General features: G+C 46.4%; 21 protein-coding genes. 8 read left to right on the top strand and 13 right to left on the bottom strand.

Annotated elements, in window-relative coordinates; translation table 11 throughout:
- The first annotated feature begins 10 nt into the window (after positions 1 to 10).
- Positions 11 to 1081 carry a proline iminopeptidase-family hydrolase gene (locus GWO68_RS15940; protein WP_162347467.1) on the top strand — a complete coding sequence of 357 codons (1071 nt, stop codon included), beginning with the start codon at positions 11 to 13 and terminating at the stop codon, positions 1079 to 1081.
- A 211-nt stretch (positions 1082 to 1292) separates the two neighbouring features.
- Positions 1293 to 3851 (top strand): excinuclease ABC subunit UvrA, encoded by a 2559-nt coding sequence (gene uvrA, locus GWO68_RS15935; protein ID WP_162347466.1) that lies wholly within the window; start codon positions 1293 to 1295, stop codon positions 3849 to 3851.
- A 148-nt stretch (positions 3852 to 3999) separates the two neighbouring features.
- On the opposite strand, the gene GWO68_RS15930 is transcribed toward uvrA, so the two are convergent.
- From GWO68_RS15930 to GWO68_RS15915, 4 genes are all read right to left on the bottom strand, one after another.
- Complete coding sequence (locus GWO68_RS15930; RefSeq protein WP_162347465.1) at positions 4000 to 4497, bottom strand: hypothetical protein; 498 nt, start codon at positions 4495 to 4497, stop codon at positions 4000 to 4002.
- Positions 4498 to 4507: 10 nt separating this feature from the next.
- The gene (locus tag GWO68_RS15925; RefSeq protein WP_162347464.1) at positions 4508 to 5662 is read right to left on the bottom strand and encodes a zinc-dependent alcohol dehydrogenase; all 1155 of its coding nucleotides are present in this window, start codon (positions 5660 to 5662) and stop codon (positions 4508 to 4510) included.
- Positions 5663 to 5985: 323 nt separating this feature from the next.
- Positions 5986 to 6855, bottom strand: a complete 870-nt coding sequence (locus GWO68_RS15920) for an aldo/keto reductase (RefSeq protein WP_162347463.1) — start codon at positions 6853 to 6855, stop codon at positions 5986 to 5988.
- Positions 6856 to 6960: 105 nt separating this feature from the next.
- Positions 6961 to 7386 (bottom strand): DoxX family protein, encoded by a 426-nt coding sequence (locus GWO68_RS15915; protein ID WP_162347462.1) that lies wholly within the window; start codon positions 7384 to 7386, stop codon positions 6961 to 6963.
- A 298-nt stretch (positions 7387 to 7684) separates the two neighbouring features.
- On the opposite strand from GWO68_RS15915, the gene GWO68_RS15910 reads away from it, so the two are divergent.
- Positions 7685 to 8026: a hypothetical protein gene (locus GWO68_RS15910; protein WP_162347461.1), complete on the top strand. Its 342-nt coding sequence runs from the start codon at positions 7685 to 7687 to the stop codon at positions 8024 to 8026.
- Between the two features lie 190 nt (positions 8027 to 8216).
- Positions 8217 to 8636, top strand: a complete 420-nt coding sequence (locus GWO68_RS15905; RefSeq protein WP_162347460.1) for a hypothetical protein — start codon at positions 8217 to 8219, stop codon at positions 8634 to 8636.
- A 44-nt stretch (positions 8637 to 8680) separates the two neighbouring features.
- Here the strand turns inward: GWO68_RS15905 and GWO68_RS15900 are convergent, their stop codons facing one another.
- Positions 8681 to 8881 (bottom strand): hypothetical protein, encoded by a 201-nt coding sequence (locus GWO68_RS15900; RefSeq protein ID WP_162347459.1) that lies wholly within the window; start codon positions 8879 to 8881, stop codon positions 8681 to 8683.
- Between the two features lie 285 nt (positions 8882 to 9166).
- Here GWO68_RS15900 and GWO68_RS15895 point away from each other — a divergent pair, with 285 nt between their 5' ends.
- Together GWO68_RS15895 and GWO68_RS15890 are read left to right on the top strand one after the other, a co-directional pair.
- The gene (locus GWO68_RS15895) at positions 9167 to 10723 is read left to right on the top strand and encodes a protein adenylyltransferase SelO (protein WP_162347458.1); all 1557 of its coding nucleotides are present in this window, start codon (positions 9167 to 9169) and stop codon (positions 10721 to 10723) included.
- 473 nt (positions 10724 to 11196) lie between these two features.
- Positions 11197 to 13662, top strand: a complete 2466-nt coding sequence (locus tag GWO68_RS15890; protein WP_162347457.1) for a TonB-dependent receptor — start codon at positions 11197 to 11199, stop codon at positions 13660 to 13662.
- Between the two features lie 221 nt (positions 13663 to 13883).
- On the opposite strand, the gene GWO68_RS15885 is transcribed toward GWO68_RS15890, so the two are convergent.
- Together GWO68_RS15885 and GWO68_RS15880 are read right to left on the bottom strand one after the other, a co-directional pair.
- A complete protein-coding gene (locus GWO68_RS15885; protein ID WP_162347456.1) occupies positions 13884 to 14267 on the bottom strand; it encodes a DUF3037 domain-containing protein in 384 nt (127 codons plus the stop codon).
- Positions 14245 to 15042 (bottom strand): HipA family kinase, encoded by a 798-nt coding sequence (locus tag GWO68_RS15880; protein ID WP_162347495.1) that lies wholly within the window; start codon positions 15040 to 15042, stop codon positions 14245 to 14247. The genes GWO68_RS15885 and GWO68_RS15880 overlap by 23 nt, the downstream gene beginning before the upstream one ends.
- Positions 15043 to 15245: 203 nt before the next feature.
- Here GWO68_RS15880 and GWO68_RS15875 point away from each other — a divergent pair, with 203 nt between their 5' ends.
- On the top strand, positions 15246 to 15812 hold the full coding sequence (locus GWO68_RS15875) for an NADPH-dependent FMN reductase (RefSeq protein WP_162347455.1): 567 nt from the start codon (positions 15246 to 15248) through the stop codon (positions 15810 to 15812).
- Positions 15813 to 15889: 77 nt separating this feature from the next.
- On the opposite strand, the gene GWO68_RS15870 is transcribed toward GWO68_RS15875, so the two are convergent.
- Positions 15890 to 18133 (bottom strand): cation:proton antiporter, encoded by a 2244-nt coding sequence (locus GWO68_RS15870; RefSeq protein ID WP_162347454.1) that lies wholly within the window; start codon positions 18131 to 18133, stop codon positions 15890 to 15892.
- Positions 18134 to 18285: 152 nt separating this feature from the next.
- Complete coding sequence (locus GWO68_RS15865) at positions 18286 to 18678, bottom strand: hypothetical protein (protein WP_162347453.1); 393 nt, start codon at positions 18676 to 18678, stop codon at positions 18286 to 18288.
- A gap of 318 nt (positions 18679 to 18996) precedes the next feature.
- On the opposite strand from GWO68_RS15865, the gene GWO68_RS15860 reads away from it, so the two are divergent.
- Positions 18997 to 19245, top strand: a complete 249-nt coding sequence (locus tag GWO68_RS15860; protein WP_162347452.1) for a hypothetical protein — start codon at positions 18997 to 18999, stop codon at positions 19243 to 19245.
- A gap of 91 nt (positions 19246 to 19336) precedes the next feature.
- Here the strand turns inward: GWO68_RS15860 and GWO68_RS15855 are convergent, their stop codons facing one another.
- The 4 genes from GWO68_RS15855 to GWO68_RS15840 all read right to left on the bottom strand — a co-directional run.
- The gene (locus GWO68_RS15855) at positions 19337 to 20980 is read right to left on the bottom strand and encodes an ABC-F family ATP-binding cassette domain-containing protein (RefSeq protein ID WP_162347451.1); all 1644 of its coding nucleotides are present in this window, start codon (positions 20978 to 20980) and stop codon (positions 19337 to 19339) included.
- Positions 20981 to 21320: 340 nt separating this feature from the next.
- The gene (locus GWO68_RS15850) at positions 21321 to 22070 is read right to left on the bottom strand and encodes a DUF4184 family protein (protein ID WP_162347450.1); all 750 of its coding nucleotides are present in this window, start codon (positions 22068 to 22070) and stop codon (positions 21321 to 21323) included.
- Positions 22071 to 22178: 108 nt separating this feature from the next.
- The gene (locus GWO68_RS15845; RefSeq protein WP_162347449.1) at positions 22179 to 23573 is read right to left on the bottom strand and encodes an undecaprenyl-phosphate glucose phosphotransferase; all 1395 of its coding nucleotides are present in this window, start codon (positions 23571 to 23573) and stop codon (positions 22179 to 22181) included.
- A gap of 175 nt (positions 23574 to 23748) precedes the next feature.
- Positions 23749 to 24131: sugar nucleotidyltransferase (locus GWO68_RS15840; protein WP_262887505.1), on the bottom strand; the 383-nt coding region annotated here is incomplete at its 5' end.

The following is a 24131-nucleotide window of genomic DNA, read 5'->3' as shown; positions in this document are numbered from 1 at the left end:
CTATAGAAACATGAAAAACATTTTACCATGCTGGCTTGTCTGCCTATTCTTCCTGCTGCAGGGGTGTACTTCCTCTTCCGACTCCACTGCATCAGAAAACAGCACCGCCCAAACCATTGATTACCTTGATTATTCCGGGAAACCAGATGAACTAAGTGGAGGCGCCCGCAGGATAAAGATCAACACCCCGAAAGGCGAATTTTATGTCTGGACCAAGCGCGTCGGCAACAACCCGACCATGAAGGTGTTGTTGTTGCACGGCGGACCTGGCGGTACCCACGAGGCATTTGAGTGTTTTGACAGCTACCTGCCCAAAGAAGGCATCGAATATTATTATTACGACCAACTGGGCTCACATTACAGCGACCAGCCAAACGATACCAGCCTCTGGAACAATGCCCGCTTTGTAGAAGAAGTAGAACAGGTACGCAAAGCCCTGAACCTGGACAAGACTAACTTTTACCTGCTGGGCCACTCGTGGGGCGGCATTCTGGCGACGGAGTATGCCCTGAAGTATCAGGACAACCTGAAAGGCCTGATCATATCGAACATGGTAGCCAGCGTGCCGGCTTATAACAAGTATGCCGATGAAGTGCTGGGCCCACAAATGGACCCGAAAGTGCTGGCCGAAATAAAGCAGATAGAGGCTAAAAACGACTTCACGAACCCGCGTTACATGGAGCTGCTGATGCCGAACTTTTATACCAAACATGCTCTCCGTATGCCGCTGGAAGAATGGCCTGACCCGGTGCTGCGAATGTTTAACCACATGAACCAGACCATTTATGTGCAGATGCAGGGGCCGAGCGAATTCGGTTTGCGTGGTAATGCCTCCCTCAAAAACTGGGATCGTTCCAAAGATCTGCCAAAAATAAAAGTACCAACCTTAACTATAGGCGCCCAGCACGACACCATGGACCCAAAGTATATGGAATGGATGTCTACCCAGTTCCCGAGCGGGCGCTACCTGTATTGCCCCAACGGTAGCCACATGGCGATGTATGATGACCAGAAAACCTACTTTGCCGGTATTGTTAAGTTTATAAAGGATGTAGACAGCGGTGCTATGACTAAAAAGTAACTATTCTGTTCTGTCATTTAAAGAGGCATATTACTTCGGTGGTATGCCTTTTTTATAGCTATAGTTTAAACTATCGCCCACACCGAAACCAAAAGCATAAAATTGAAACTATAGCTCATCTAACTATTATAGGCTAGTTGCAGTAAATTACCGGACGGCAGATTAGAACTATAGGTACTAAAAAACAGCCGGAATTAGCACACATAACCACATGGCAAAAGACACAGCTACTGCGAAACAAACTACCTTTACAGGCTTTGTAACCGTACGCGGCGCACGCGAACACAATCTCAAAAATATTGACCTGACCGTTCCCCGCGATGCTTTGGTGGTTTTTACCGGTGTTTCGGGTTCAGGTAAATCGTCGCTGGCTTTTGGTACCCTTTACGCCGAAGCGCAACGCCGTTACCTGGAGTCTGTTTCTCCTTATGCCCGCAGGTTGTTTCACCAGATGGCCGTGCCCGAAGTAGATGCCATTGAGGGATTGCCGCCTGCTATTGCCCTGCAGCAACAGCGTGGCACACCTACTACGCGCTCTTCTGTAGGTAGTGTTACCACGCTCTCTAACCTGGTGCGCATGTTGTATTCCCGAGCCGGCGATTACCCTCCGGGCCAGGGGATAATTTATGCCGAAGCTTTCTCACCTAACACCGCAGAAGGTGCCTGCCCTACCTGCCACGGCCTGGGCCGCATTTATGAAGTAACTGAAAAGTCGATGGTACCGGATGATTCTCTGACAATACGGGACCGTGCCATTGCCGCCTGGCCTACTGCCTGGGGTGGCCAGAACCAACGCGACATATTGGTTACATTGGGTTATGATGTAGACCGCCCATGGCGCGACTTACCACAGAAAGACCGAGACTGGATATTGTTTACCGAAGACCAGCCGGTAGTGCCTGTTTATCCGGGCTATACTCCCGAGCAAACCCAGCGCGCCTTAAAACGGAAAGAAGAACCGAACTATATGGGTACATTTACCAGTGCCCGCCGCCATGTGTTCCATACTTTTGCCAATACCAACAGCCCGCTGATGAAAAAACGGGTAATGCAGTACATGCTAAGCACCGATTGCCCCACCTGCCAGGGCAAGCGCCTGCGCCCGGAATCGTTGTCGGTTAAGTTTGCCGGGTATGATATTACAGAACTGTCGCGGTTACCATTAAAACGGGTAGAAACTATTCTTAAACCCTTTGCCGAAGGAAAAGCAACCGGCCATAAAAAACAGGAAGCCGAACATCCCGAACAAACTATAGTTGCCCAACGCATTGCCGAAGATCTCTGTGCACGCATCACTGTTCTGCTGGACCTTGGCCTTGGTTATTTGTCGCTGGAACGCAGCACTCCCACCCTATCGCCGGGCGAATTGCAGCGTCTGCGACTTGCCACACAACTTTACTCGCATTTGTTTGGGGTGGTATATGTGCTCGATGAACCTTCTGCGGGCCTGCATCCCTCCGATACGTTAGCCCTGTTGAAAGCACTGGAAGGACTGAAAAAAGCTGGTAATTCGTTGTTTATAGTTGAGCATAACCTGGATGTGATCCGGCATGCGGATTGGCTGGTTGATGTGGGACCTGATGCAGGCGAGAAAGGAGGACAAATACTTTTCAGTGGCCCGCCGGATGAATTACAAAACGTCACAACATCTAAAACTTCGGATTATCTTTTCGGAAAAACAGCATTGCCACAGCGTACGCCCCGCAACCCTATGGGCTGGCTGCGCCTGAGCGGTGTAACACGTAACAATTTGCTTAACCTGGATGCCGACTTTCCGCTGGGTGTTTTGACGACCGTTACCGGGGTTTCGGGCTCTGGTAAATCCAGTTTGGTAAGCCAGGTGTTAGTAGAGCTGGTAGCAGAGCATTTAGGCCATACGTTGGATACAGAGGAAGAAGAGACCGATGCCCTGGAACGAGCCGAACCACAGCAAACCGGTGGCTACATAACCGCAGGGATGGAAAGTATAAAACGCCTGGTGCGCGTAGACCAGAAACCGATTGGCCGCACGCCCCGCTCCAATATGGCTACGTATACCGGCCTTTTCGATCATGTCCGGAAGTTGTTTGCAGCTACCCCGATGGCTAAGAAAAGAAGGTATGATGCTGGTCGTTTTTCATTTAATGTGGCAAAGGGCCGTTGCGAAAACTGCCAGGGCGAAGGCTTTGTGATGGTGGAATTGCTCTTTTTGCCAAGTGTGTACGCTCCCTGCCCTGTTTGCCACGGAGCCCGCTATAACGCCAAAACACTGGAAGTAACCTACCGTGACAAGAACATAGCCGAAGTATTGAACATGACTGTAGACAGCGCCTGGGAATTTTTTGATGAGGAGCCAACTATAAACCGTGCCTTAACCGTGCTGCGGGAAGTTGGCCTGGGCTATCTGAGACTGGGGCAACCGGCTACAGAACTATCGGGTGGCGAGGCACAGCGCATAAAACTGGCCACAGAATTACAACGGGCACAACGCGGCAACACACTTTACATTCTGGATGAACCTACCACTGGCCTGCACCCCGCTGATGTGGAGAAACTGATGGTACAACTCGACAACCTGGTAGAGGCCGGCAATACCGTTATAGTGGTAGAACATACCATGCGCGTAGTAGCCAGCAGCGACTGGGTGATAGATATAGGCCCGGGCGCCGGCGAAGAAGGTGGCAAGGTGATAGCTGCAGGCACCCCGGCACAAGTCGCCAGATCCAAGAAGAGCAAAACAGCCCCGTTTTTAAAAGAGATACTTGAAAATCCAGAGAACTATAGTTCGTGAATGTGTAGATGAAAGCCATCGCAACTATAGATTGTGGCAACTAGAGCTGTAGCAAAAGGATGTGAAACTTGAATGATACAGATGTCTTGCCTTTTAAGCAAAAAAGAGGCAGCCTTTTGCAGGGCTGCCTCTTTTTTCACATCATCAATTAATATTCGTCATCATCATCTTTACGCACAAGCAACATTACACCTGCGGCAGTAATAGCAGCAACTACAGCCATTTTGGTAAGCAGGCCGGTGCGGTTATGCTTCCATTCGGCCATATAGCCTTTCTCCGCAAAAATGTTAGGTACTTTGCCACCTGCAAAGTCTTCTACAATACCTTCTACCACATTTACGCGGTCTGCTACCAGCAGCGGTAGCCAGTGCAGGTAACTGTTCTCGCTGTACTTAAAGGCAAACCGCCTGATCATGCCGCTAAGCCCCGATGGGGGTACCGATTCTCCGAAAACGGCCGTTACATTTGGTCTTTCGTTGGAGTGCAGCACTTCAATATTTATCGGTTGCTGGGTTGGGCGCTCCCACGAATAGCCTTTGTGCTCCTCGTTGGTGCGGCGCTTCATCGGGTAGGTCGGGTCATTCTTCGGATCGGCGTCTATCCCCCATCCTTTTATATGCTTAAATTTTTCTGGTGTATTTTCCATGACAAGTTAATTACATTCTGGCTGATGGTGGAATAAGAACAGTTTTGATACAGTTGTCCAGTTTTTCAGAGAACATGCGGTAGCCATCTGCTACATCCTCTAACGGTATGCGGTGCGTGATCAGGCCTTTCGGATTGATGACACCATTCTGCACATGTTCTATCAAGCGCGGGAGCAATCGTTTTACGGAGGCCTGGTTGGCTCGTATTGTCAGGCCTTTGTTCAGCACATTGCCTATCGGCACCAGGTTATCAGTAGGTCCGTAAACGCCAACTATAGATACTATACCTCCTTTTTTAACGGAGTTTATAGCCCAGTGCAGGGCCGTAGCCGAACCAGCCTGTAACAGCAACTTACGTCCGGTTATAGTCTGCATAACGTTACCTGCGGCCTCTGCCCCAACAGCATCTATGCACACATCGGCACCCATCCAGTCGGTCTGCTTTTTAGCCCATAAAACCGGGTCATCCATTTCTTCAAAGTTATAAGCTTCGCAGTCGGCATAGTTGCGGGCAAACTCCAGTCTGTACTCTTCCTTATCCAACACAATTACGCGACCCGCGCCAAACAGCCACGAACATTTTGCAGCCATAATACCTATCGGTCCGGCCCCGAATATCAGCACGGTGTCGCCTTTCTGTATACCTGCCATTTCGGCGGCCTGGTAACCGGTTGGCACCACGTCAGTCAATAACACGGCATCGTCAGGGTCCATGCCCTCTGGTATTACGGTTGGGCCTACGTTAGCGTATGGCACACGCACATATTCTGCCTGACCGCCATTGTAGCCACCTGCGGTATGTGAGTAACCAAATATGGCCCCCACCGCCGTTGCTTCCGGGTTAGCTTCGTGGCAGTTGCCATATAGTTCCTGCTTACAGAAAGCGCATTGCCCGCACGAAATATTGAACGGAACGATCACGTGGTCGCCTACTTTAAGTTTGGTAACCTCCGAGCCAATTTCTTCAACTATACCTGTAAATTCGTGACCAAAAGTGGAGCCAACGCGGGTATCAGGCACATTGCCATTGTATAAGTGGAGGTCGGACCCGCAGATACACGAGCGCGTAACACGCACAATCGCATCTTGGGGGTGTTTTATTTCTGGCATCGGCTTTTCGTCGATGCGGACCCGCTTAGGCCCCCGGTAGTTCATTGCCAGCATAAGTTTGTTTTCAGTTAATGTTAGACATGTAGTATTGTATGATTTGTATGTTATTCAGTGATTTACAGAAAAGACTAAGTCACTGGAAAGCATAGAAATTACGTTTCAGTTAATACTACTCTAAGACATCAAAGTTGCATAAATTGTATTTTTAAGGTAAAACACTATATTTAAATGGTGCTATTTACCATACTTCACCACCCGTTCTTTAAGCTGCCAATTGCACCGCTTTAACAACAAACTATAGTTAGTATTTTACAAACGGAAAGGCCGATGCAGTTATAAACTACAGCGGCCTTTACACCATTTGGTTACTTCCGGCGTTACTTTTCGGATTGTTTCAGTTGGTCCAGTTCTTTAATATCTTCTGCTGCAAGGGCAATGGAGGCAGCCTTATAATTTTCTTCCAGGTGTTTTACTTTAGAGGTGCCCGGTATAAGCAGAATGTTCGGGGAGTGATGCAGTAGCCAGCTTAGCGCTACCTGGTGGGCACTGGCGTCGTACTTTTTACCGATCTCTTCCAGTTTGCTGATTGCGCCTACATTGCCGGCGTTTATCGGGTTCCAGGGGATAAAGGCCATGTCCTGTTCTTCACAAAACTTCAGCTCATCTTCCCACTTCGTCCTGAAATCGACACTATACTTGTTTTGTACCGAAACTACGTTGAAATACTGCTGCCCTTTCTTGATCTGGTCAACTGTTACTTCGGAAAGGCCTATGTGTTTTACCAGTCCTTCTTCCTGGGCGCGTTGCAAAAACTCCAGCGTTTTCTCGTAAGGTACTTCGGGGTCTACGCGGTGCAACTGGTACAAGTCAATTCTGTCCTGTTTCAGTCGTTTCAGGCTTCCTTCCAGGGCTTTCTGCAGGTAATCGGGGTGTGCGTTAATGGGCCAGACATTAGGGCCGGTGCGGGTAAGGCCGCCTTTGGTGGCAATTACCAGGTCTTTCGGGTACGGGTAAAGTGCTTCTGCAATCAGTTCCTCCGAAATATTTGGTCCGTAACTATCGGCAGTATCTATAAAATTAATACCCAGTTCTACGGTTCGCTGCAGTACCCGAATGGCTTCGTCTTTGTCTTTTGGCGGCCCCCAGATGCCTTCGCCTGTAATGCGCATCGCGCCGAAACCCATCCGGTTTACGGTCAGGTCGTTGCCAATTGTAAATGTCTTTTTAACCGAGGTCGTCTCTGCCATAGCTATGTTTGCCTTGTTAGTAAAATATACGTTTACGACCCATACCACAGCTGGTTAGCAACTATAGCACAGGTGTGTAAACAAACTATAAAGCAATCAGAATGTTCAGATCCGGTGACGTCGGGCATCAGCATCGGTTACTGTTCCGCGGTTCATGGCAGCATCTATACTCCAGATACCAGAGCCACGCGCCGCTATGTACAGGAACAGAAAACAGTATAACGCTGCCAGTTCGCCCTGGTTTAACAAAGGTATTGGCCCCTGCGGAAAATGCGCCATAAAAAAAGCGACCGCCATTTCGCCGCTACAAATAAAAGCTGCTATACTTGTCAGGAAACCAAATGCGATCATAAGGCCACCTACTAACTCAATAATACCGGCTACACCCATCATTGAAGCGATATCTACCGTGTTGCCATCGCCGGGCCAGCCAAATAGTTTTTGTGTGCCGTGCATGGCAAACATTAAGCCCGCTACAATGCGGAGCAAGGCATAAATATGCGGACTGTAACTACCTAAAACTCTTTCCATAGTTTGATCTTTTGAAGTATACATTTAAGGAAAAAATCAGCATAACCAACTATAATACTGCTACTTAAAAGCCATAAACGAAATACTATATATAAAGTTGAAAAAGTATAAAATTTGCCAACTATAGCATCAGCCCGCTCTTTATTCGTCTTAAGCTTAGCATCTCATTTTAAGGTTGAAATTACTGGCTGCCGACAGCTTACACTTAACCTAAAGCAGCAGTTCCTGCGTAAACCCACATACCCCGAAGCAGTTCGGGCTTTTGCAAACCCATACATTAACTTAAAGAAAACAAACGATGAGCAGTAATAACAGAAACATTCCGGAAGACAATAATACGAGAAAAGGACAGGGCGTAAGCGGTTTAGGACAAGGCACCCAAACGAAAGGAGTAGCCGGCGGAGCAGATAACACACGCGGCGAAAATAAACCAAGCCAGGAAGGCAAAAGCGGTGGCGCCAAACACGGATCAGGTAACCGTGACCGCGACAACATTACACCACAAGACCCAAATGCCAACCTGACCACCACCAGCCGCGGCTCTGACAGCTCGGATAAAGAGTTCCGTAACAACCAGCCTAACGCCAGCACAAACCTGGGCCAGAAAGGAAACAAAGGAACCGAAAGCAATACCAAATAAGCATACAACTATAGTTTGATACGAAGTGCAACAGCTTCGGAGAAAAGGCCTGACACTGTGCGGGCCTTTTCTTTTTTATATGCTGCCATCCCAGGCATAACTATAGCTGCGTGCCTAAGTTATAGTTGTTATCTTTGTACGGGTATAGCTAAAACGATAGCCCCATAGCCACAGAACCACAAAAACGCAGATGAGATTAACAGGCAACATACAGGACATAAAAACCAAACGCGACAGCAATAACAGCGGCATAGCGCTACAGCTGGACAAGGTTGAGTACATTACGCACAAGAAAGACGGAAAATATTACCAGCCCTTTGACCTGGTAGTGGAGCTGGATACACCGCTTGTAATTACCGGCGACTGCCTGGCACGCATCCCAAACAAGCAGTTGGAGGAAGGCGAATACGAGTTTGAGGTGTATGATAAAGTAGGTGAGGAATACGTGCTAAACCCGAACAAAGAGCTGGCACTTACCATTACCTATGACTATGATACCGACCTTACCATTTTAACGGAAGTATACTATACTGTAACGGTTACCAACGAGGAATATAAAGACCTGAAAGCTGAGGTAAACAAGGCAAAAAAGGGGAAAGGCAAAAAGTAAAAAGATACGGGCTATGCGCACCGTATCTTTCTGTTATGTTGTAGTTATACGTTTTGTTTGCCCAGGTAAATGGCATACCCGATAAGGCCTGCAGCGGCTGCAAACAAAATATACTGTTTTTCTTTTGTCGAGAGTCCGTTATAAAAGTCCAGTCCGTGTCTGGAAGGGTCTTTTAAAATATCTGCCAGTTGCGACGGATTATGCATCAGGCTCACCAGCGTTGTTTGTGATGTGTTATTTTCCATAGTAGTCGTAGCGTTTTATAAGTTCATTTTACATACGATAGGCGGCGCACATTAGATATATAGTTTAAACCAACCGGCACCTATCACCGAATTATGCTGCTATACTATGTAGCTGCCTCTAAAGTTATACTCATTTTACCTAAACTTACAGGAAGCTATACTTACCAGATATGCCGGCAACCGTCAACTATTTGTGCGCTATAGTTGTTAGTTAAAAGGCTGCAACCTATACTACTGAAAGCTAAAGCATACGCAGCAGCAAATACACTTACTAAACCTGAACCTATGGAGAGCCTTCGCTCAAAGAACTATAAAAAAGAATTTGTAACTTCCTTCCCGGGTGATGATAGTGGCAACGTAACACCCCGCCAGACACCGGGCGTTTTATACAGCAAAGCCATGCCCACACCTGTAGAAAAGGTTAGTTTACTGGCCTGGTCTGAGGAGCTGGCAAAAGAACTTGGCATACAAAAACCCGAAGGCCAACAGGAGCTTGATATTTTAGGTGGCAACTATGTAACTGATACCATGTACCCTTATGCAGCCTGCTATGCCGGGCACCAGTTTGGTAGCTGGGCAGGGCAACTTGGCGATGGCCGCGCCATAACCCTGGGCGAGTGGGAAACTATAGCTGGCCAAACCTATGAGCTGCAGTTGAAAGGTGCCGGCCCTACGGCGTACTCGCGCCGGGCAGATGGCCGTGCAGTTTTGCGTTCGTCGGTGCGGGAGTACCTGATGAGCGAGGCCATGCATTACCTGGGTGTGCCTACTACGCGTGCGCTTAGTTTGGTAACAACCGGCGAACCCGTGCTGCGCGACATGTTTTACAACGGAAACGCAGCTTACGAGCCCGGTGCTATAGTTATGCGCGTAGCACCCAGTTTTCTGCGGTTTGGTAATTTTGAACTCCTGAATGCCCGTAAAGAAACCGAGAATCTGCAGCAACTGGTAACCTGGACCATAGACCGCTATTATCCGCACATAACTGGCGAAAACAAAGTGATTGATTGGTTTAAAGAAGTGGTTGAGCGTACCGCAGGTTTAATGGTAGAATGGCAGCGCGTAGGGTTTGTGCATGGCGTTATGAACACCGATAACATGTCGGTACTTGGATTAACGATAGACTATGGCCCCTACTCTTTTGTAGATGACTTTGACCCTGATTTTACCCCAAACACCACCGACCTGCCGGGCCGCCGCTACGCCTTTGGAAAACAGCCATCTATAGGTTACTGGAACCTGGGTTGCCTGGCAGCCGCACTGTTGCCACTCGCTGAAAAAGAACAGTTACTGGCTGCTTTAGAAACCTACAAAGAGATTTACTGGAAAAAGTATTACCAGATGATGGGCCGAAAACTGGGCCTCGATAAAGTAACGAACCAGGACACAGACCTGATCACGCAGTTTGAGAAAACCCTTGCCGCCATCAAACCTGATATGACCATCTTTTTCCAGTTGCTGATTGAATTGCCGCTGTACATGGCAAGCGCCCAGGAGGTAACCGGGCATTTTAAAGACAGTTTGTATGATGACCTTACGCCTGAGCAAAGCGAACAACTTTATAGTCTGATCTCGAATTACCTGGAGCGCCTGAATACCAACACTATAACCAGGGCAGCATCGCAGGAGTTGATGCGCAAAACCAACCCGCGGTTTGTACTCCGGAACTACCTGCTGCACCAAGCCATTGAAGAACTGGAGCAAGGCAAAAACGACTTATTCCTGAAACTACAGCAAGCCCTGAAAACACCCTACTCCAACGAGCATGACGCGTTTTTCCAGACGCGCCCGGAATGGGCCAGCCAGAAAGCAGGTTGCTCAATGCTTTCCTGTAGCTCGTAACGTGTAAGTTATCGTTTGCTATACTTTAAAGCCATCCTGCAAAGGGTGGCTTTTATGTTTAACTATAGTTTGCTATTCTTAAAATTTTCGGATATCCGGCTCTGTACTTCCCTCCTGTTCTCACCACTTTTAAAATAATTTTTATTCTCGGTGCAACCTGCGTGCAATAGCTTTGTCTTTAATGTACGAAAATTATCGTATGTAAAACTATAGTTGCAAAAACCTCATGCATTCAGCCTTCTCCAACTTAACAAGTGGTGTTCATTTTCAGACGCCCCGCTGTTCGATTTCAGACAGCAAACGGGATCTGACCAATGTTCTTAAACCTAACATCTTCACACAAAAACCTATACATCAATAACTTACAAAAATGGCACGCTCCTTGGTATGCCCAATTTCAAAACTCACAGCATTTTTAAACTATAAATTTCATCACCTGACACACTATCTATCATCAAACAAAATCTAAAACTATGAAGAAATTACTACTACCACTTTTGCTGCTTGCCTTCACTAATCTGAGCGCACAGCAGGCAAGTATAAAAGGCAGTTTGCTGGACGGCGATAAAAAAGCGGTCGGATATGCCAATGTGCTGCTCTTACATGCTGCTGATTCGTCGCTGGTAAAAGGTGCATTATCGGAAGAGTCGGGGGCTTACCGGTTTGACGGATTGGCGGCAGGCAAGTATAGGGTAGCTGCCAGCATGGTAGGCTATGCCCGAACAATGAGCCAGGAAATTACACTATCCGGAACATCCGGAACGGTGGAAATAGCGCCTTTAACCTTACTACAAAACAGCACCAACCTGGCTGAAGTGGTGGTAGAAGGCCAGCGCCCGCTGATTGAGCAACACATGGATAAGACCGTGCTGAACGTGGAGAACAGTATTATGGCAGCTGGCAACACCGCCCTGGAAGTGCTGGAAAAAGCGCCCGGCGTAACCGTAGACCAGAACGACAACATCAGTATGCGCGGCCGCGCCGGTGTAATTGTGATGATAGACGGAAAACAAGTGCCTATGACCGGCGCAGAACTGGCCAATGTATTACGCAGTATGTCGGCTAACTCTGTAGATAAGATCGAGCTGATCACAAATCCATCGTCGAAGTATGATGCAGCTGGCAATTCTGGCATTATCGATATTAAACTGAAGCGCGACAAAAGCCTGGGCACTAACGGTAGTATTTCTTCTTCGTTTGGGTATGGCCAGAAATTTAAAACCAACCAAGGGCTACAGCTGAATAACCGCACTAAAAAATTCAACCTGTTTGGCAGCTATAACTATGTGTACCGCGACGACTTTACCCAACTGGACATCTTCCGGACTTTTTATGACGAGAACAAAAACTTTGATGGCAACTACGACCAGAAAAACAGGTTCAACTTTCAGTTTAACACCCACAATGCGCGCGTAGGTGCCGATTATTTTGTAAGCCCTAAAACTATAGTTGGCGTTGTAGCCAGCGGCTACCTGACTGCAATAGACCGCGACAACCATAATTTTTCGGAAGGCAGAAATTACCAGGGTGTTGCTGACTCTACGTTTATTACAGATGCCATTGCCGGCCACGACCGAAAGAACCACGCCCTGAACCTGAACCTGAAACATACTATAGACAGCACCGGCCGCGAGGTTACCGCTGACCTGGATTATGTAAACTATTCGAACACCGACCTGCAGGATTTTACAACCAAAACCTATAATCCGGATGGCAGCCTCAGAAGATCTCCTGATCTGTTATATGGTACGCTGGATGGCAAACTGACCATACAATCGGCGAAAGCAGACTATACCCAGCCACTGCAAAGTATAAACGGTAAACTGGATGCCGGTTTTAAAAGCAGCCTGGTAAGTGCCGATAACAACCTCGCGTTTTATAACAGAAGCAACGGCGGCAACGTGTTTGATGCCCGCAAAAGCAACCATTTTTTATATGATGAGAACATTAATGCCGCTTACCTGAACACTTCTAAAAAATGGGAAAAACTAAGCATGCAGGCCGGCTTACGACTGGAGAACACGAATGCAAAAGGCGAGCAGCTGTCTGAAATTGTTGATGAAAGTGAACGTAAAATTGACACCAGCTACACCCAGTTGTTCCCGAGTGCTTTTGTAGGGTATGCCTTAAGTAAGAAACACGACCTGGGCCTTTCCCTGAGCCGCAGAATTAACAGACCCTCTTACAACCAGCTTAACCCTTTTAAAAACTATTTAGACCCAAGCACTTACTCTGCCGGTAACCCTTACTTAGCCCCTGAAACTTCTTACAACTTTGAGTTTACCTATACATTTGACCAGCGCATTGTTACAAAACTGAGCTATAGTTATACTTCTGATGCTATTGTACAGGTTTTGCAACCAGACGAGGAGGAAGATGCACAAGGCACAAGAAGAGTAGTAAAGCAGATATTCGAGAACCTGGAGCGCTATGATTATTATGCCCTGGCAGTTACGGTACCCTTCTCGGTAGGCAACTGGTTTAACAGTGTAAATAATGTTACAACCTACTATGGCCTGTACCGCGGCAACCTGGCAAACACTGATCTTAACAACGGCCAGGTTTCCTTTAACATCAACTCTAACAACACGTTCAACTTATCGAAGGGCTGGTCTGCGGAAGCGACCGGTGTATACAGAACATCTGAGGCGTATGGCTTCCTGGATGTAGACCCTATCTGGTTTGTGTCGGCGGGTGTGCAGAAGCAGCTTTGGGACAAAAAGGCAAGCATAAAACTGAACGTAAGCGACATCTTTTACACCAACAAAGTAAATGGCGCCACCGCTACCAGCCGCTACGCCGAAAACTTCTACCAGACCCGAGATTCGCAGGTGGCAACCCTCAGCTTTAACTATCGCTTTGGTCAGTCGCAGGTAGCACCGTCGCGCAAGCGTACAAGCGGCGCCGAAGAAGAAAAGAGCAGAGCTGGCGGCAATTAACCAGTAACAAAAAAATTGCTTTAGAACTATAGCTTGCTTGCCAGAAAGGATAACAGCAAATGACTTTTTGGTAAGTAGTAGCTACTAAACAAAGACCACCCCGTTATAGTTGGGTGGTCTTTGTTTTTATATCTGAACTATAGTTGATCTCAAAGCTGCCGCCCTCACTTGTGTCCCACGAGCGAGAGCAAAACAGGTATCATATTATGTATGAACTATAGTTATAGTACTAACTGATGAAAGAGCTTTTCAAGGGTTTGGCTGGCATCTGCAGTTAACCCCGGGTGCACCGGTGAAGTTTGCACGATGGTACTGCGCGCAGCGGTTAACCACCGGAAGCGCTCGGCAATCCCTAATGCTCCTATCCTGCCGCCTTCTTTGCGGCCACAACAAATGCGCTCAAACGCGTGCAGCCGTTCCTGTAATTCCTGTAAGTCCAGGTCGGGGGCAAAAGCTAGTAACCGGTTCTCGTTTAAGGTATAAAGTGTGTGCAGAAATCCCTGGTCGCGGCAGTACAGTATCACCCCAACATTCAGAAATTCTTCGCGCTCTACCCGGGGTACCACCCGGATAACGGCGTACTCAAATAAGTGCTTTTCTGGCATGTTGCGCTTCTCTGATAAAGGTTTCTGAATGGGCAATGCGGGTGTTAAGGAACTGGGCGTAAGCCTGTCGGTGCTCCTGGGCAGTTTCGAACGGGGATTCTATAGTTATGAGCCACTCTGTAGGTATGAGGTCAACTATAGTTTGGATGCGCTCCGGGGTAAGTATGGCTTTAAAGTCAGCGTCTACTTTTTCCAGTTCGGTAGCTTGCGGCAGTAGTACGTGGTCTTTTATCTGGGCAAAGGGGCGCTTGGCCTGTTCTTCCCAGTTCTGCCACGCATGGTGGAAGTATAACGAAGCCCCGTGATCGATGAGCCAGAGTTGTTTGTGCCACATCAGCATGTTAGTGTTGCGCGGCGTGCGGTCTACGTTGGTTATCAAACTATCCAGCCAAACCACCTGCGAGGCCAGTGTTTCATCTATCGTTGTTACCAGCGCATCAAAGGTAATGGCCCCGGACAGGTAATGCAGCCCCAGATTTACCCCTTCACTGGCACGCAGCAGGTCCTGTATCTCTTCGTCGGGTTCGGTGCGGCCAAAGGCTTCGTCCAGTTCTATAAACACAATTTCAGGCACCCTAAAGCCAAGCAAACGGGCAATCTCCCCCGATATCAGTTCGGCAATCAGGGCCTTAATCCCCTGCCCGGCTCCCCTGAATTTTAACACATACATAAACTCGTCGTCGGCCTCTACAATGGCAGGCAGCGAGCCTCCTTCGCGCAGCGGCGTAACGTACCGGGTTACCTGCACAGTTCTTATCTGTTGTTCTATATCCATATGTGTGCTGTTCAATATTTTCCTTCGGCGCAAAACTATAGGTACGGCCACGGGTTGCACATGCCTGAAAGTTAAAGCGAATTTCTGAAAAATCAGGTTTATAGTTTCAAACTTCGGCTGCGCTGCACCTGTTATCATACAACCTGTAGGAACAATTTGCAGTTGAAGGAACAACCGACTAAATACACTGCTAAACTATAGTTATGCCCCACATCGCTATCCTCTCTGCCAGCGTGCGTACCGGCCGCAATTCGCATCGTGTGGCGTTGTTTTTTCAGAAGTTTATAGAAGCGCAGCAACTGGCAACCACTGAGCTACTGGATCTGAAAAAGTATAACTTCCCGGTATTTGAGGAGCGCCTGAAGTACCAGAAAAACCCGGCCGCGCTGGTGCTGGATTTTACAGAAAAAATACGGGCTGCAGATGCTGTGCTTATAGTTACACCGGAGTATAACGGAGGCTACCCGGCCAGCCTCAAAAATGTAGTAGACCTGCTGTACGAAGACTGGCACCGCAAACCGATTGGGATAGTTACCGTTTCTGATGGTTCGTTTGGAGGAACACAGGTTATCACTTCGCTCCAGTTTTCGCTCTGGAAAATACGGGCCTGGGTAGTGCCTGCTATGTTCCCGGTACCAAAAGTGCAGGAGAACTACGATGAGGAAGGTAACCCCACCAACAAGGAAGCCACCGAAAAACGGGCCAAACGCTTTCTGGATGAAATGCTGTGGTGCATAGAAGCCAAGCTCCGCATGCAAAAGCAACTATAGCTGCCCACTAAACTATAGATCCACCCCTGCTATTGAAAGCAAAGGTGGATCTTATATAACTTACGCTGATTTATAGATCAGCCAGCCATAACATTTGGTACAGCTTCCAGTTCTTTAATGCGCCACGGGCTGCCCACTATCCAGATAATGTCGTTTACCTGGAACACCAGGTCTGATTCCGGATTCAGGATGCGTTTGCCGTTTCGTTCAATGCCCACAATAAGGCCTTTGGTTGTCTCGCGTATGCCAGACGCCCGGATTGACGTATGCAGCAACGGTGATGCTTCAGAAACAACCAGTTTCTGCAGTTTCACGTCCTCTGCTCTATCCCGTTCTCCCTGTAAATTCACTTCCGACTGAATAAACTGTCGGAATGTCTCGATCTGCTCATCTGACCCAAACACATAAATTTTATCTCCCGGGAAAATAAGCTCCTGCCGGGTCGGGGCCATTATGGTGCGGTCGCCACGCTCTATAACTGCTATGTTCACGCCATATTTTTCGCGCACCTGCAGTTCCAGCAAACTACGGCCAACCACTACCGATTTCGGAGACACATCAAAACTGGTCAGGTGCACATCCCAGGGCGTAAGGGTGTGGTGCATTTTGCTGGCAGCTTTTATTTCGCGGGCATTCAGGTTGGTCATAAAGCGATGCTCAATCCGGACGTAAAATTTCTGTATCCTTTTAGAGAAAATAACCAGCAACGCAATAATAAACAACGCCACAACTATAGACACCTGTACCGGGAAAAACTGGTTGAGCAGGAAACCAATGAAAAGCAACGAAAGCGCTACCCGCACAAACTCCAGCACAATAAGCAAACTGCGGTAATTTCGGTTAGCCCAAAGCCTGCCCAGTGCCTCTTTCTGCGGATGATACACAGCAAATGCCCACAGGAAAGGCGCCATAAATACCAGCGTAATTGCCGTAGTTACAATCGTGCCCATCTCACCATTTATAAAATTAGCGCTGATGAACGGGTTTAAGTAACGTGCCGAAAGCAGAACTATAGCTACCAGGATAACCGAATACAGTACCAGGTTTACGACATACGAGCGCAGCACCAGTTTCCAGTCGCTGGTCGTGTTTATGGCCTGCGCACCAGAGCTGTACTCGTTCAACGAGCGTTTCCATTTTTCAGGAAGTATAGATTCCAGGAACTTGTACAGTGGCGTGGAAAGCTGGATCATGTACGGGGTGGTAAACGTGGTAATGGCAGAAACCGCAACCGCTACCGGGTACAGAAAATCGCTGGTTACTTTCAAGGTTAGGCCAAGCGTGGCAATGATAAACGAGAACTCCCCTATCTGCGAAACGCTCATCCCCGACTGTACCGAGGTCTTTAGTCCCTGTCCGGCCATCAGCCCGCCACCGGTTATACTCAGCGCTTTACCTACCAGGGTAACTATAGTTATGATAGCAATAGGGCCAGCATAAGTAAGTATTGTTTCTGGGTTGATAAGGATACCAACTGATACGAAAAAGATGGCTCCGAAAAGGTCTTTTACAGAGGCAATGAGGTGTTCTATTTTTTCAGCTTTGGTAGTTTCGGCAAGTATAGAACCCATAATAAAGGCACCCAGCGCCGGTGAGAAACCAACCTGAGCTGCCAGTATCACCATCAGCAGACAAAGCGCCAGCGACACGATCAGCAGTGTTTCGTCGTTCATTAGTTTGCTTGCCTTGCGCAAAAAGGTAGGAATAAGGAAGATACCGGCCAGGAACCACACCACCAGGAAAAAGCCCAGTTTGAGCACAGCGGCCAGCATTTCAGAACCTGCAAACTGCTGGCTTACAGCCAACGTAGAGAGCAACACCATCAGCAAAATAGCTACCAGGTCCTCCACGATCAGTACCCCGAAAACCAAACCGGCAAAGCGCTGCGATTTTACGCCCAGTTCTTCAAAAGCCCGGATGATGATGGTGGTGGATGAAATGGAAAGTATACCGCCCAGGAAGATGCTGTCCATGGTGCCCCAGCCAAGCAGTTTGCCGGTAAGGTAGCCAAGCAGCAGCATTACGACCACTTCTACCAGCGCCATAACGGACGATGCGCCGCCTACTTTTACAAGCTTTTTAAAACTGAACTCCAGCCCCAGGCTAAATAGCAGGAAAATTACTCCTATTTCAGCCCAGATGGTAATGTTTTCGGTTTCGATGATAGTTGGAAATAAGGCTACATGCGGCCCAACCAGTAAGCCGGCAATAATGTAGCCCAAAACAAGTGGTTGCTTTAATTTTTTAAAGATCAGGGTGGTGATACCTGCCGCGCAAAGTATAAGCCCCAGGTCGGTTATTAAATTTGGAAGATGTGTCATGTATGCAATACTTTATCCCGGCGAAGGGATCAGGTTAATTTAACGTATGCCGGAAAACCGGACTGAGAAAAAGGCAGGCGCAGCTGGCTACCTTAAGTATAAAACGTAACTATAGCTGCTACTGAATGCCTGTTGCTGAAAAAACCTGTAAACTATGGCGCATTCGGGAGCACTGCAATGAGCAGCCCCTTGTGTAAAGCCCTGTTAGGAGAAGATATGAAGGGAAGGCTATCAAATCTGTTTGGCAGCTTAACGAAAAGGCTGAATACGCCGGGTATAAAATGCACCGGCTGCGACACCAGCTTACCTGCAAAAGTAGCCGGAGCCGCTTCCAGGTAAACATGGCTTGTAATTTTCTGTGCTTCTGCCCTGCTTATCGCGTCCCTGGAGTTGGCAAGTGTGCCGGCAGGTGCCCCGGAAATTACTTTCAGCAGAAAATCATACACGATAACCTCATGGCCAGGCAACGTGATAGCCCATAGCAGCATAACCCACATCAGCGGGTATTTTAGGTAAGCGTTTATAGTTCTGGCTATGTTCGGCATCGGATTACTACAAAAATATAAACTTTTTACCTGTATCTGCAAGTGTAGCGTTGCAAGTAGCCGGCAAAAATTTTATGGTAGCGTTAATGAACCGCTTTCTTTTATGATCCTAAAAAAACAGCAAACTACAGTTGGATGTTTCTGCGCTTAGGCTCCTATTGTGCTAGCCAAGAGCTCATGCTTTGCACTTTATTTATTACGCCCTATTAATAACTTTCTATTTATAAACCCTTTACAACTATAAATTCGTACAAAAAGCAGCACAAAACCTTTGATGCCTGGCATCAGGTAATTTGTACTGTTTTGTTAACCTAAACTATGAGAAAAATGAAAAAGATAATAGTTGCAGGAGCGTTTGTACTTGGTACGCTGGGTATGTTTGCCTGCGAAAGACAAAATGAAAATACAACCGATAAGGAAGGTGAGGAAAGCGTAGTAGTAGACCGTGACTCCGTAGCTACTGAATACGAGGTTACAGAAACTGTAGTGGACTACGATACAACAACCCGTACTAAAACCGTTGACGCCGACAAAGATCACGACAAAGACCACGACAAGAAAGACTAAATAGTAAGCTACTTATAGCTTAACTTAACAAAAAAGCTGCCTTATAACAGGGCAGCTTTTTTGTTGGCTATAGTTGTAAAGTGGGGTATCCTTATTTAGCAACTGCTCGTTCTATTTCGCGTAGGTTCTCCATTTTCTTATTTCTCAGGAAACCATTAATATCCTCGAAGTGCTCACGGATACGCTTGTTACCAAACTCAAACACTTTATTGGCAAGCCCATCCAGGAAATCGCGATCATGCGATACCAGTATCAGCGTACCATCAAAAGCCTTTAAGGCATCTTTCAGGATATCCTTTGTCTTAATGTCTAGGTGGTTGGTAGGCTCATCCAGGATCAGCAGGTTTACAGGTTGCAACAACAGCTTTATCATGGCAAGTCGCGTTTTCTCCCCACCCGAAAGCACTTTTACCTTCTTCTCTATCGTATCGCCACTGAACATAAAGGCCCCTAGCAAATCTTTTATCCGGGTACGGGCATCTCCTACGGCAATCTCATCTATCGTCTGGAAAACAGTCAGGTCTTCGTCCAGTAATGATGCCTGGTTCTGGGCAAAATACCCGATCATACAGTTATGACCCAATTGCAGTTTACCGCTATAGTCTATCTCGCCCATGATGGCCTTCACCAACGTAGATTTACCTTCGCCATTCTTCCCAACAAACGCTATTTTCTCACCTCGATCAATCGTTAGCGACACATCACTAAACACCGTGTGGTCGCCATACTTTTTGGTCAGTTCTTCGGCAATTACCGGGTAATTACCAGAACGCGGCGCCGGCGGAAACTTCAGATTCAGCGCCGAAGTATCTACTTCATCCACTTCAATAATTTCCATCTTCTCCAGCATCTTTACCCGCGATTGCACCTGCAGGGTTTTGGAGTACGTGCCTTTAAAGCGGTCTATAAACGCCTGTATCTCGGCTATCTCCTTCTGTTGGTCGTCGTACTGTTTTTGCTGTTGCTCACGGCGCTCTTTACGTAACTGCAAATACTGGCTATAGTTTACCTTATAGTCGTAAATGCGGCCCATGGTCACTTCAATAGTGCGGTTCGTGATATTATCTACAAAGGTCTTATCGTGCGAGATCACAATTACCGCCTTCGCATTGTTCACCAAAAAATCCTCCAGCCACTGAATCGATTCAATGTCCATATGATTGGTAGGCTCATCCAGCAAAATCAAATCGGGTTTCTGAAGGAGAATTTTAGCCAGTTCAATACGCATGCGCCAGCCACCACTAAACTCACTTGTCGGCCTTGCAAAATCTGATCTTAGGAAACCAAGGCCAAGCAACGTCTTCTCTACTTCGGCATCAAAATTTATCTCCTCAATAGAGTAATACTTTTCTCCCAGTTCCGATACCTGCTCTATCAGTTTATAGTAGTCGTCAGAGTCGTAATCGGTGCGTGTTTCCAGCTGCGCGTTCAATTCATCCATCTGTGCTTTCATATCCAGCACCTTGGAAAAAGCCTTAGAAGCTTCTTCAAATACCGAGCATTTATCCTCTGTTAGTAAGTGCTGTGGCAGGTAGGCAATTACCGCATCTTTCGGTGCTGACACCTTGCCGCGAGTAGGCTTATTGGCTCCTGCAATTATCTTAAGAAGTGTAGATTTGCCGGCCCCGTTCTTACCCATCAGGGCAATACGGTCATTTTCGTTGATATTAAAAGAAACGTTGCTGAAAAGCGTAGAGCCATTAAACTCCACCGCAACCGCGTCAACTGAGATCATAAATTTAAAGTTAAGGCTGCAAAGATAAGTTTTATCTTTCGTTTTTTTAAGCTGGAAACTATAGTTAGCACCTCTGCTTCGGAGAAGAAGGAAAATGCAGCGAAAAAGGTTTCCTAAGGCTGAAAAGAGATTGGATGTCGGTAAAGTTAAGAGATTCAATGAACAGAAAGATGGCCTTGGTCATGTACTCTTAACCCCAAAAGCCACAGATTAATTGCTTATTACTACTTAGGTCCAATCGGGCTATAATTAGAATGAATTCATAAAAGTGGTAAGTAAGATTTAAGCTGTTACAGCATATAATATCCCACATCAGATATGACTGAACTATAGTTTTTAGCTATTTACACAGCAGCTTAAGTAGATTTAGTTTTACGAAAACTGAAGCTACCAATATTCCTCCTAATAGGGCAGAGATAGAAGTGATTACTAGTTCCCAATGCCATAGGTGGCTTAATCCAACTCCAATTCTCATGAACATAATGGCAAGTGCAGTTAGTAAAACAATTATCCAGAACAGAGATTTATAATGGGTATTATGCATCCTTTGTACTTTAACAGGTAAGTTACTAATGGTTATAAACACATATAACCCGCCGATTAAGGTGCTAAGTATGTCCAGAATACTAAATATGGGGTGAACAAATCCAACTATAGTTACTTCATTTGTTATGGCAGGTATTAGCCGGACGATTAATCCCTGCTTATGCGTCATGCTATCCCAACCGATATGGGTTATAGCCCCAAAAAGAATGGAGAGGATCACTATCAAGTAGTTTAGTCTAAAATGCCTGATCCAGATAAAGCTCTTTAGATGTTGAAAACGCTTACTGATAAAGGTTGGTAAATGCTCAATCAATGGGTTACGGACTAAACCGTGAAATAAAAAACAAAGCAATAAACCAAGCGGCAAGTCAAACAAGAATACACCCATCCAGTTATGACTTAATGTGTTCCCTGGCCCCATATTAATGAACTTCTCAAAATCCGGTACCACACTCCCCACTATAAGCCCTGTCAGGGACACATGCTTTTTAGGCAGGTAACGTAAAGGCAGCACGATGGCCGGATGCGAAAAGGTAAAAGGCATGAATTGAAATTAATTTTAGGGAATTAGTGAATTACAAAACTCAACTATAGTTCTATTCCCTACGAGTAGATACGCTTAACTAGCGTTAAAACCCCTACAAAAGTTTAATTAAAACGCATTTTTGCTACCACGTATTGCCTGCCATACCGTTAGAACTACAATTTTCAGGTCTAGTAAAAAGGACCAATTCTCTAGGTACCAAATATCAGCTTCTACGCGCTTTTCCATATAAGCCGGGTCTTTTGTTTCACCGCGTAGGCCATTCACTTGCGCCCAACCCGTAATGCCTGGAGTCAGGAAATGTCGCACCATAAATTTCTCGATCAGTTCAGAATAGTCAGACGTATGTTTCAGCATATGTGGCCTTGGCCCTACCACTGACATATCTCCCATCAGTACATTGAAGAATTGCGGCAACTCATCTATACTTGTCTTCCTGATAAAAGCTCCAACTCGTGTAATTCGTGCATCTCCCCGACTTGCCTGTTTGTGATCCGCATCATGGTTTACTGTCATACTTCTGAACTTCAGGCAATAAAAGGCTTTATTGTCTTTACCCGAGCGTAATTGCTTAAAAAACACAGGCCCTTTCGAATCTACTTTTATAATGATAGCTATCAACGGGATCAGCCAACTTAACAGGAAAATGATCACTAAAGAAGAGAATACAATATCAAAGGCCCGTTTTAACAGTTCATTTGCCTTATCTTCCAAAGGCTCCCTACGTGGGGTAAGTATGGGCAGGTGGCCATATAACTCCACCATAAAGTTCTTTTTAAAGTAGTCCTTTACGTCGGGTACAAGCTTAAAACGGATCATACGCTTATCCGTTTCCCGCATCAGGTACTTTATCTTATCCTGTGCCACATCTGGTAAAGCACAATACACCTCAGCTATGTTATTCTCCTCCACAAAATCCAGGCATTCTTCTACTCTTCCTAGAATAGGTATACCATTATATCTAAGATCTAAGTTATCATCAAAAAAACCTGATATCTTATATCCATATTGCCTATGCTGATCAATATGATTATAGAGATCCTTACCTAATGGTCCAGCCCCAACTATTACTATTTTTTTATAATTAATTAGTGACCAACGCGTTGGTTTCCGAATGAACAGAAATACTGTTTTCCAAAGCAAAAGTAAAACGCTAAATAACAGGAAGGACAGTGTAATAAACTTATTCGAAAAGTCGAACTGAACCAGGGCTAATTTTAAGAGTAACGCTATTAACAAATATAGCAAAAGGCATCGCAGAGCGATACGTATAGTAGGTACAGCATCACGACGATATATATCCTCGTAAAGCCGGTTTATACTACCACAATAAAACCAGATCAGATTAAGTAAAAGCACATCCCCCCTATAAATAGCCGGGATTCTATCACCAATCCCAACTCCTGAATCAAATAAGAAGACAGTGTAGAGTGAAATGTTTAAGATCAGGAAATCAATTAGCAGGTTTAATACCTTAGAGATCCTGGTATATCGGTTGTTCATTTTCGGTAAGATGGCGAGCGCATAAGGTATTTGCCAAAATTACGCAAAATAGAATAAGAACTTAATAAAAGGTTTGTTGAAAAGATAACTTTTTAATTATATATAATAAACTAGTCCTGAAATTTGCATTAAAAAAACATCAAATTTTCCGCCTAAATTAAAATAATAGTTTTTTTTAATTTATAACATTCAATAGATACTCGCCATAGCCGCTTTTGCGGAGCGGTTCTGCTACCTGCTGTAGCTGTTCGGCCGAAATAAAGCCCATGCGCCAGGCCACTTCTTCAATGCAACCAATCTTCAGGCCCTGCCGCTCTTCTATGACCTGCACAAACGTAGCCGCTTGCATCAGCGATTGAATCGTTCCCGTATCAAGCCAGGCCGTGCCGCGGTTCAGGATGCCCACCTTCAGCTTGCCACGACGCAGGTATTCTTTGTTCACGTCGGTTATCTCGTATTCGCCACGCGGGCTTGGCTCCAGGTTTTTGGCAATCTCTACTACCTCGTTGTCATAGAAGTACAGCCCCGGCACAGCATAACTGCTCTTTGGTTGTGCTG

The organism is Pontibacter fetidus (genome assembly GCF_010119545.1).
GTDB classification, from domain to species: domain Bacteria; phylum Bacteroidota; class Bacteroidia; order Cytophagales; family Hymenobacteraceae; genus Pontibacter; species Pontibacter fetidus.
Note: the sequence above shows the minus strand (reverse complement) of the source record. Positions and strands in the feature narration are given on the sequence as shown.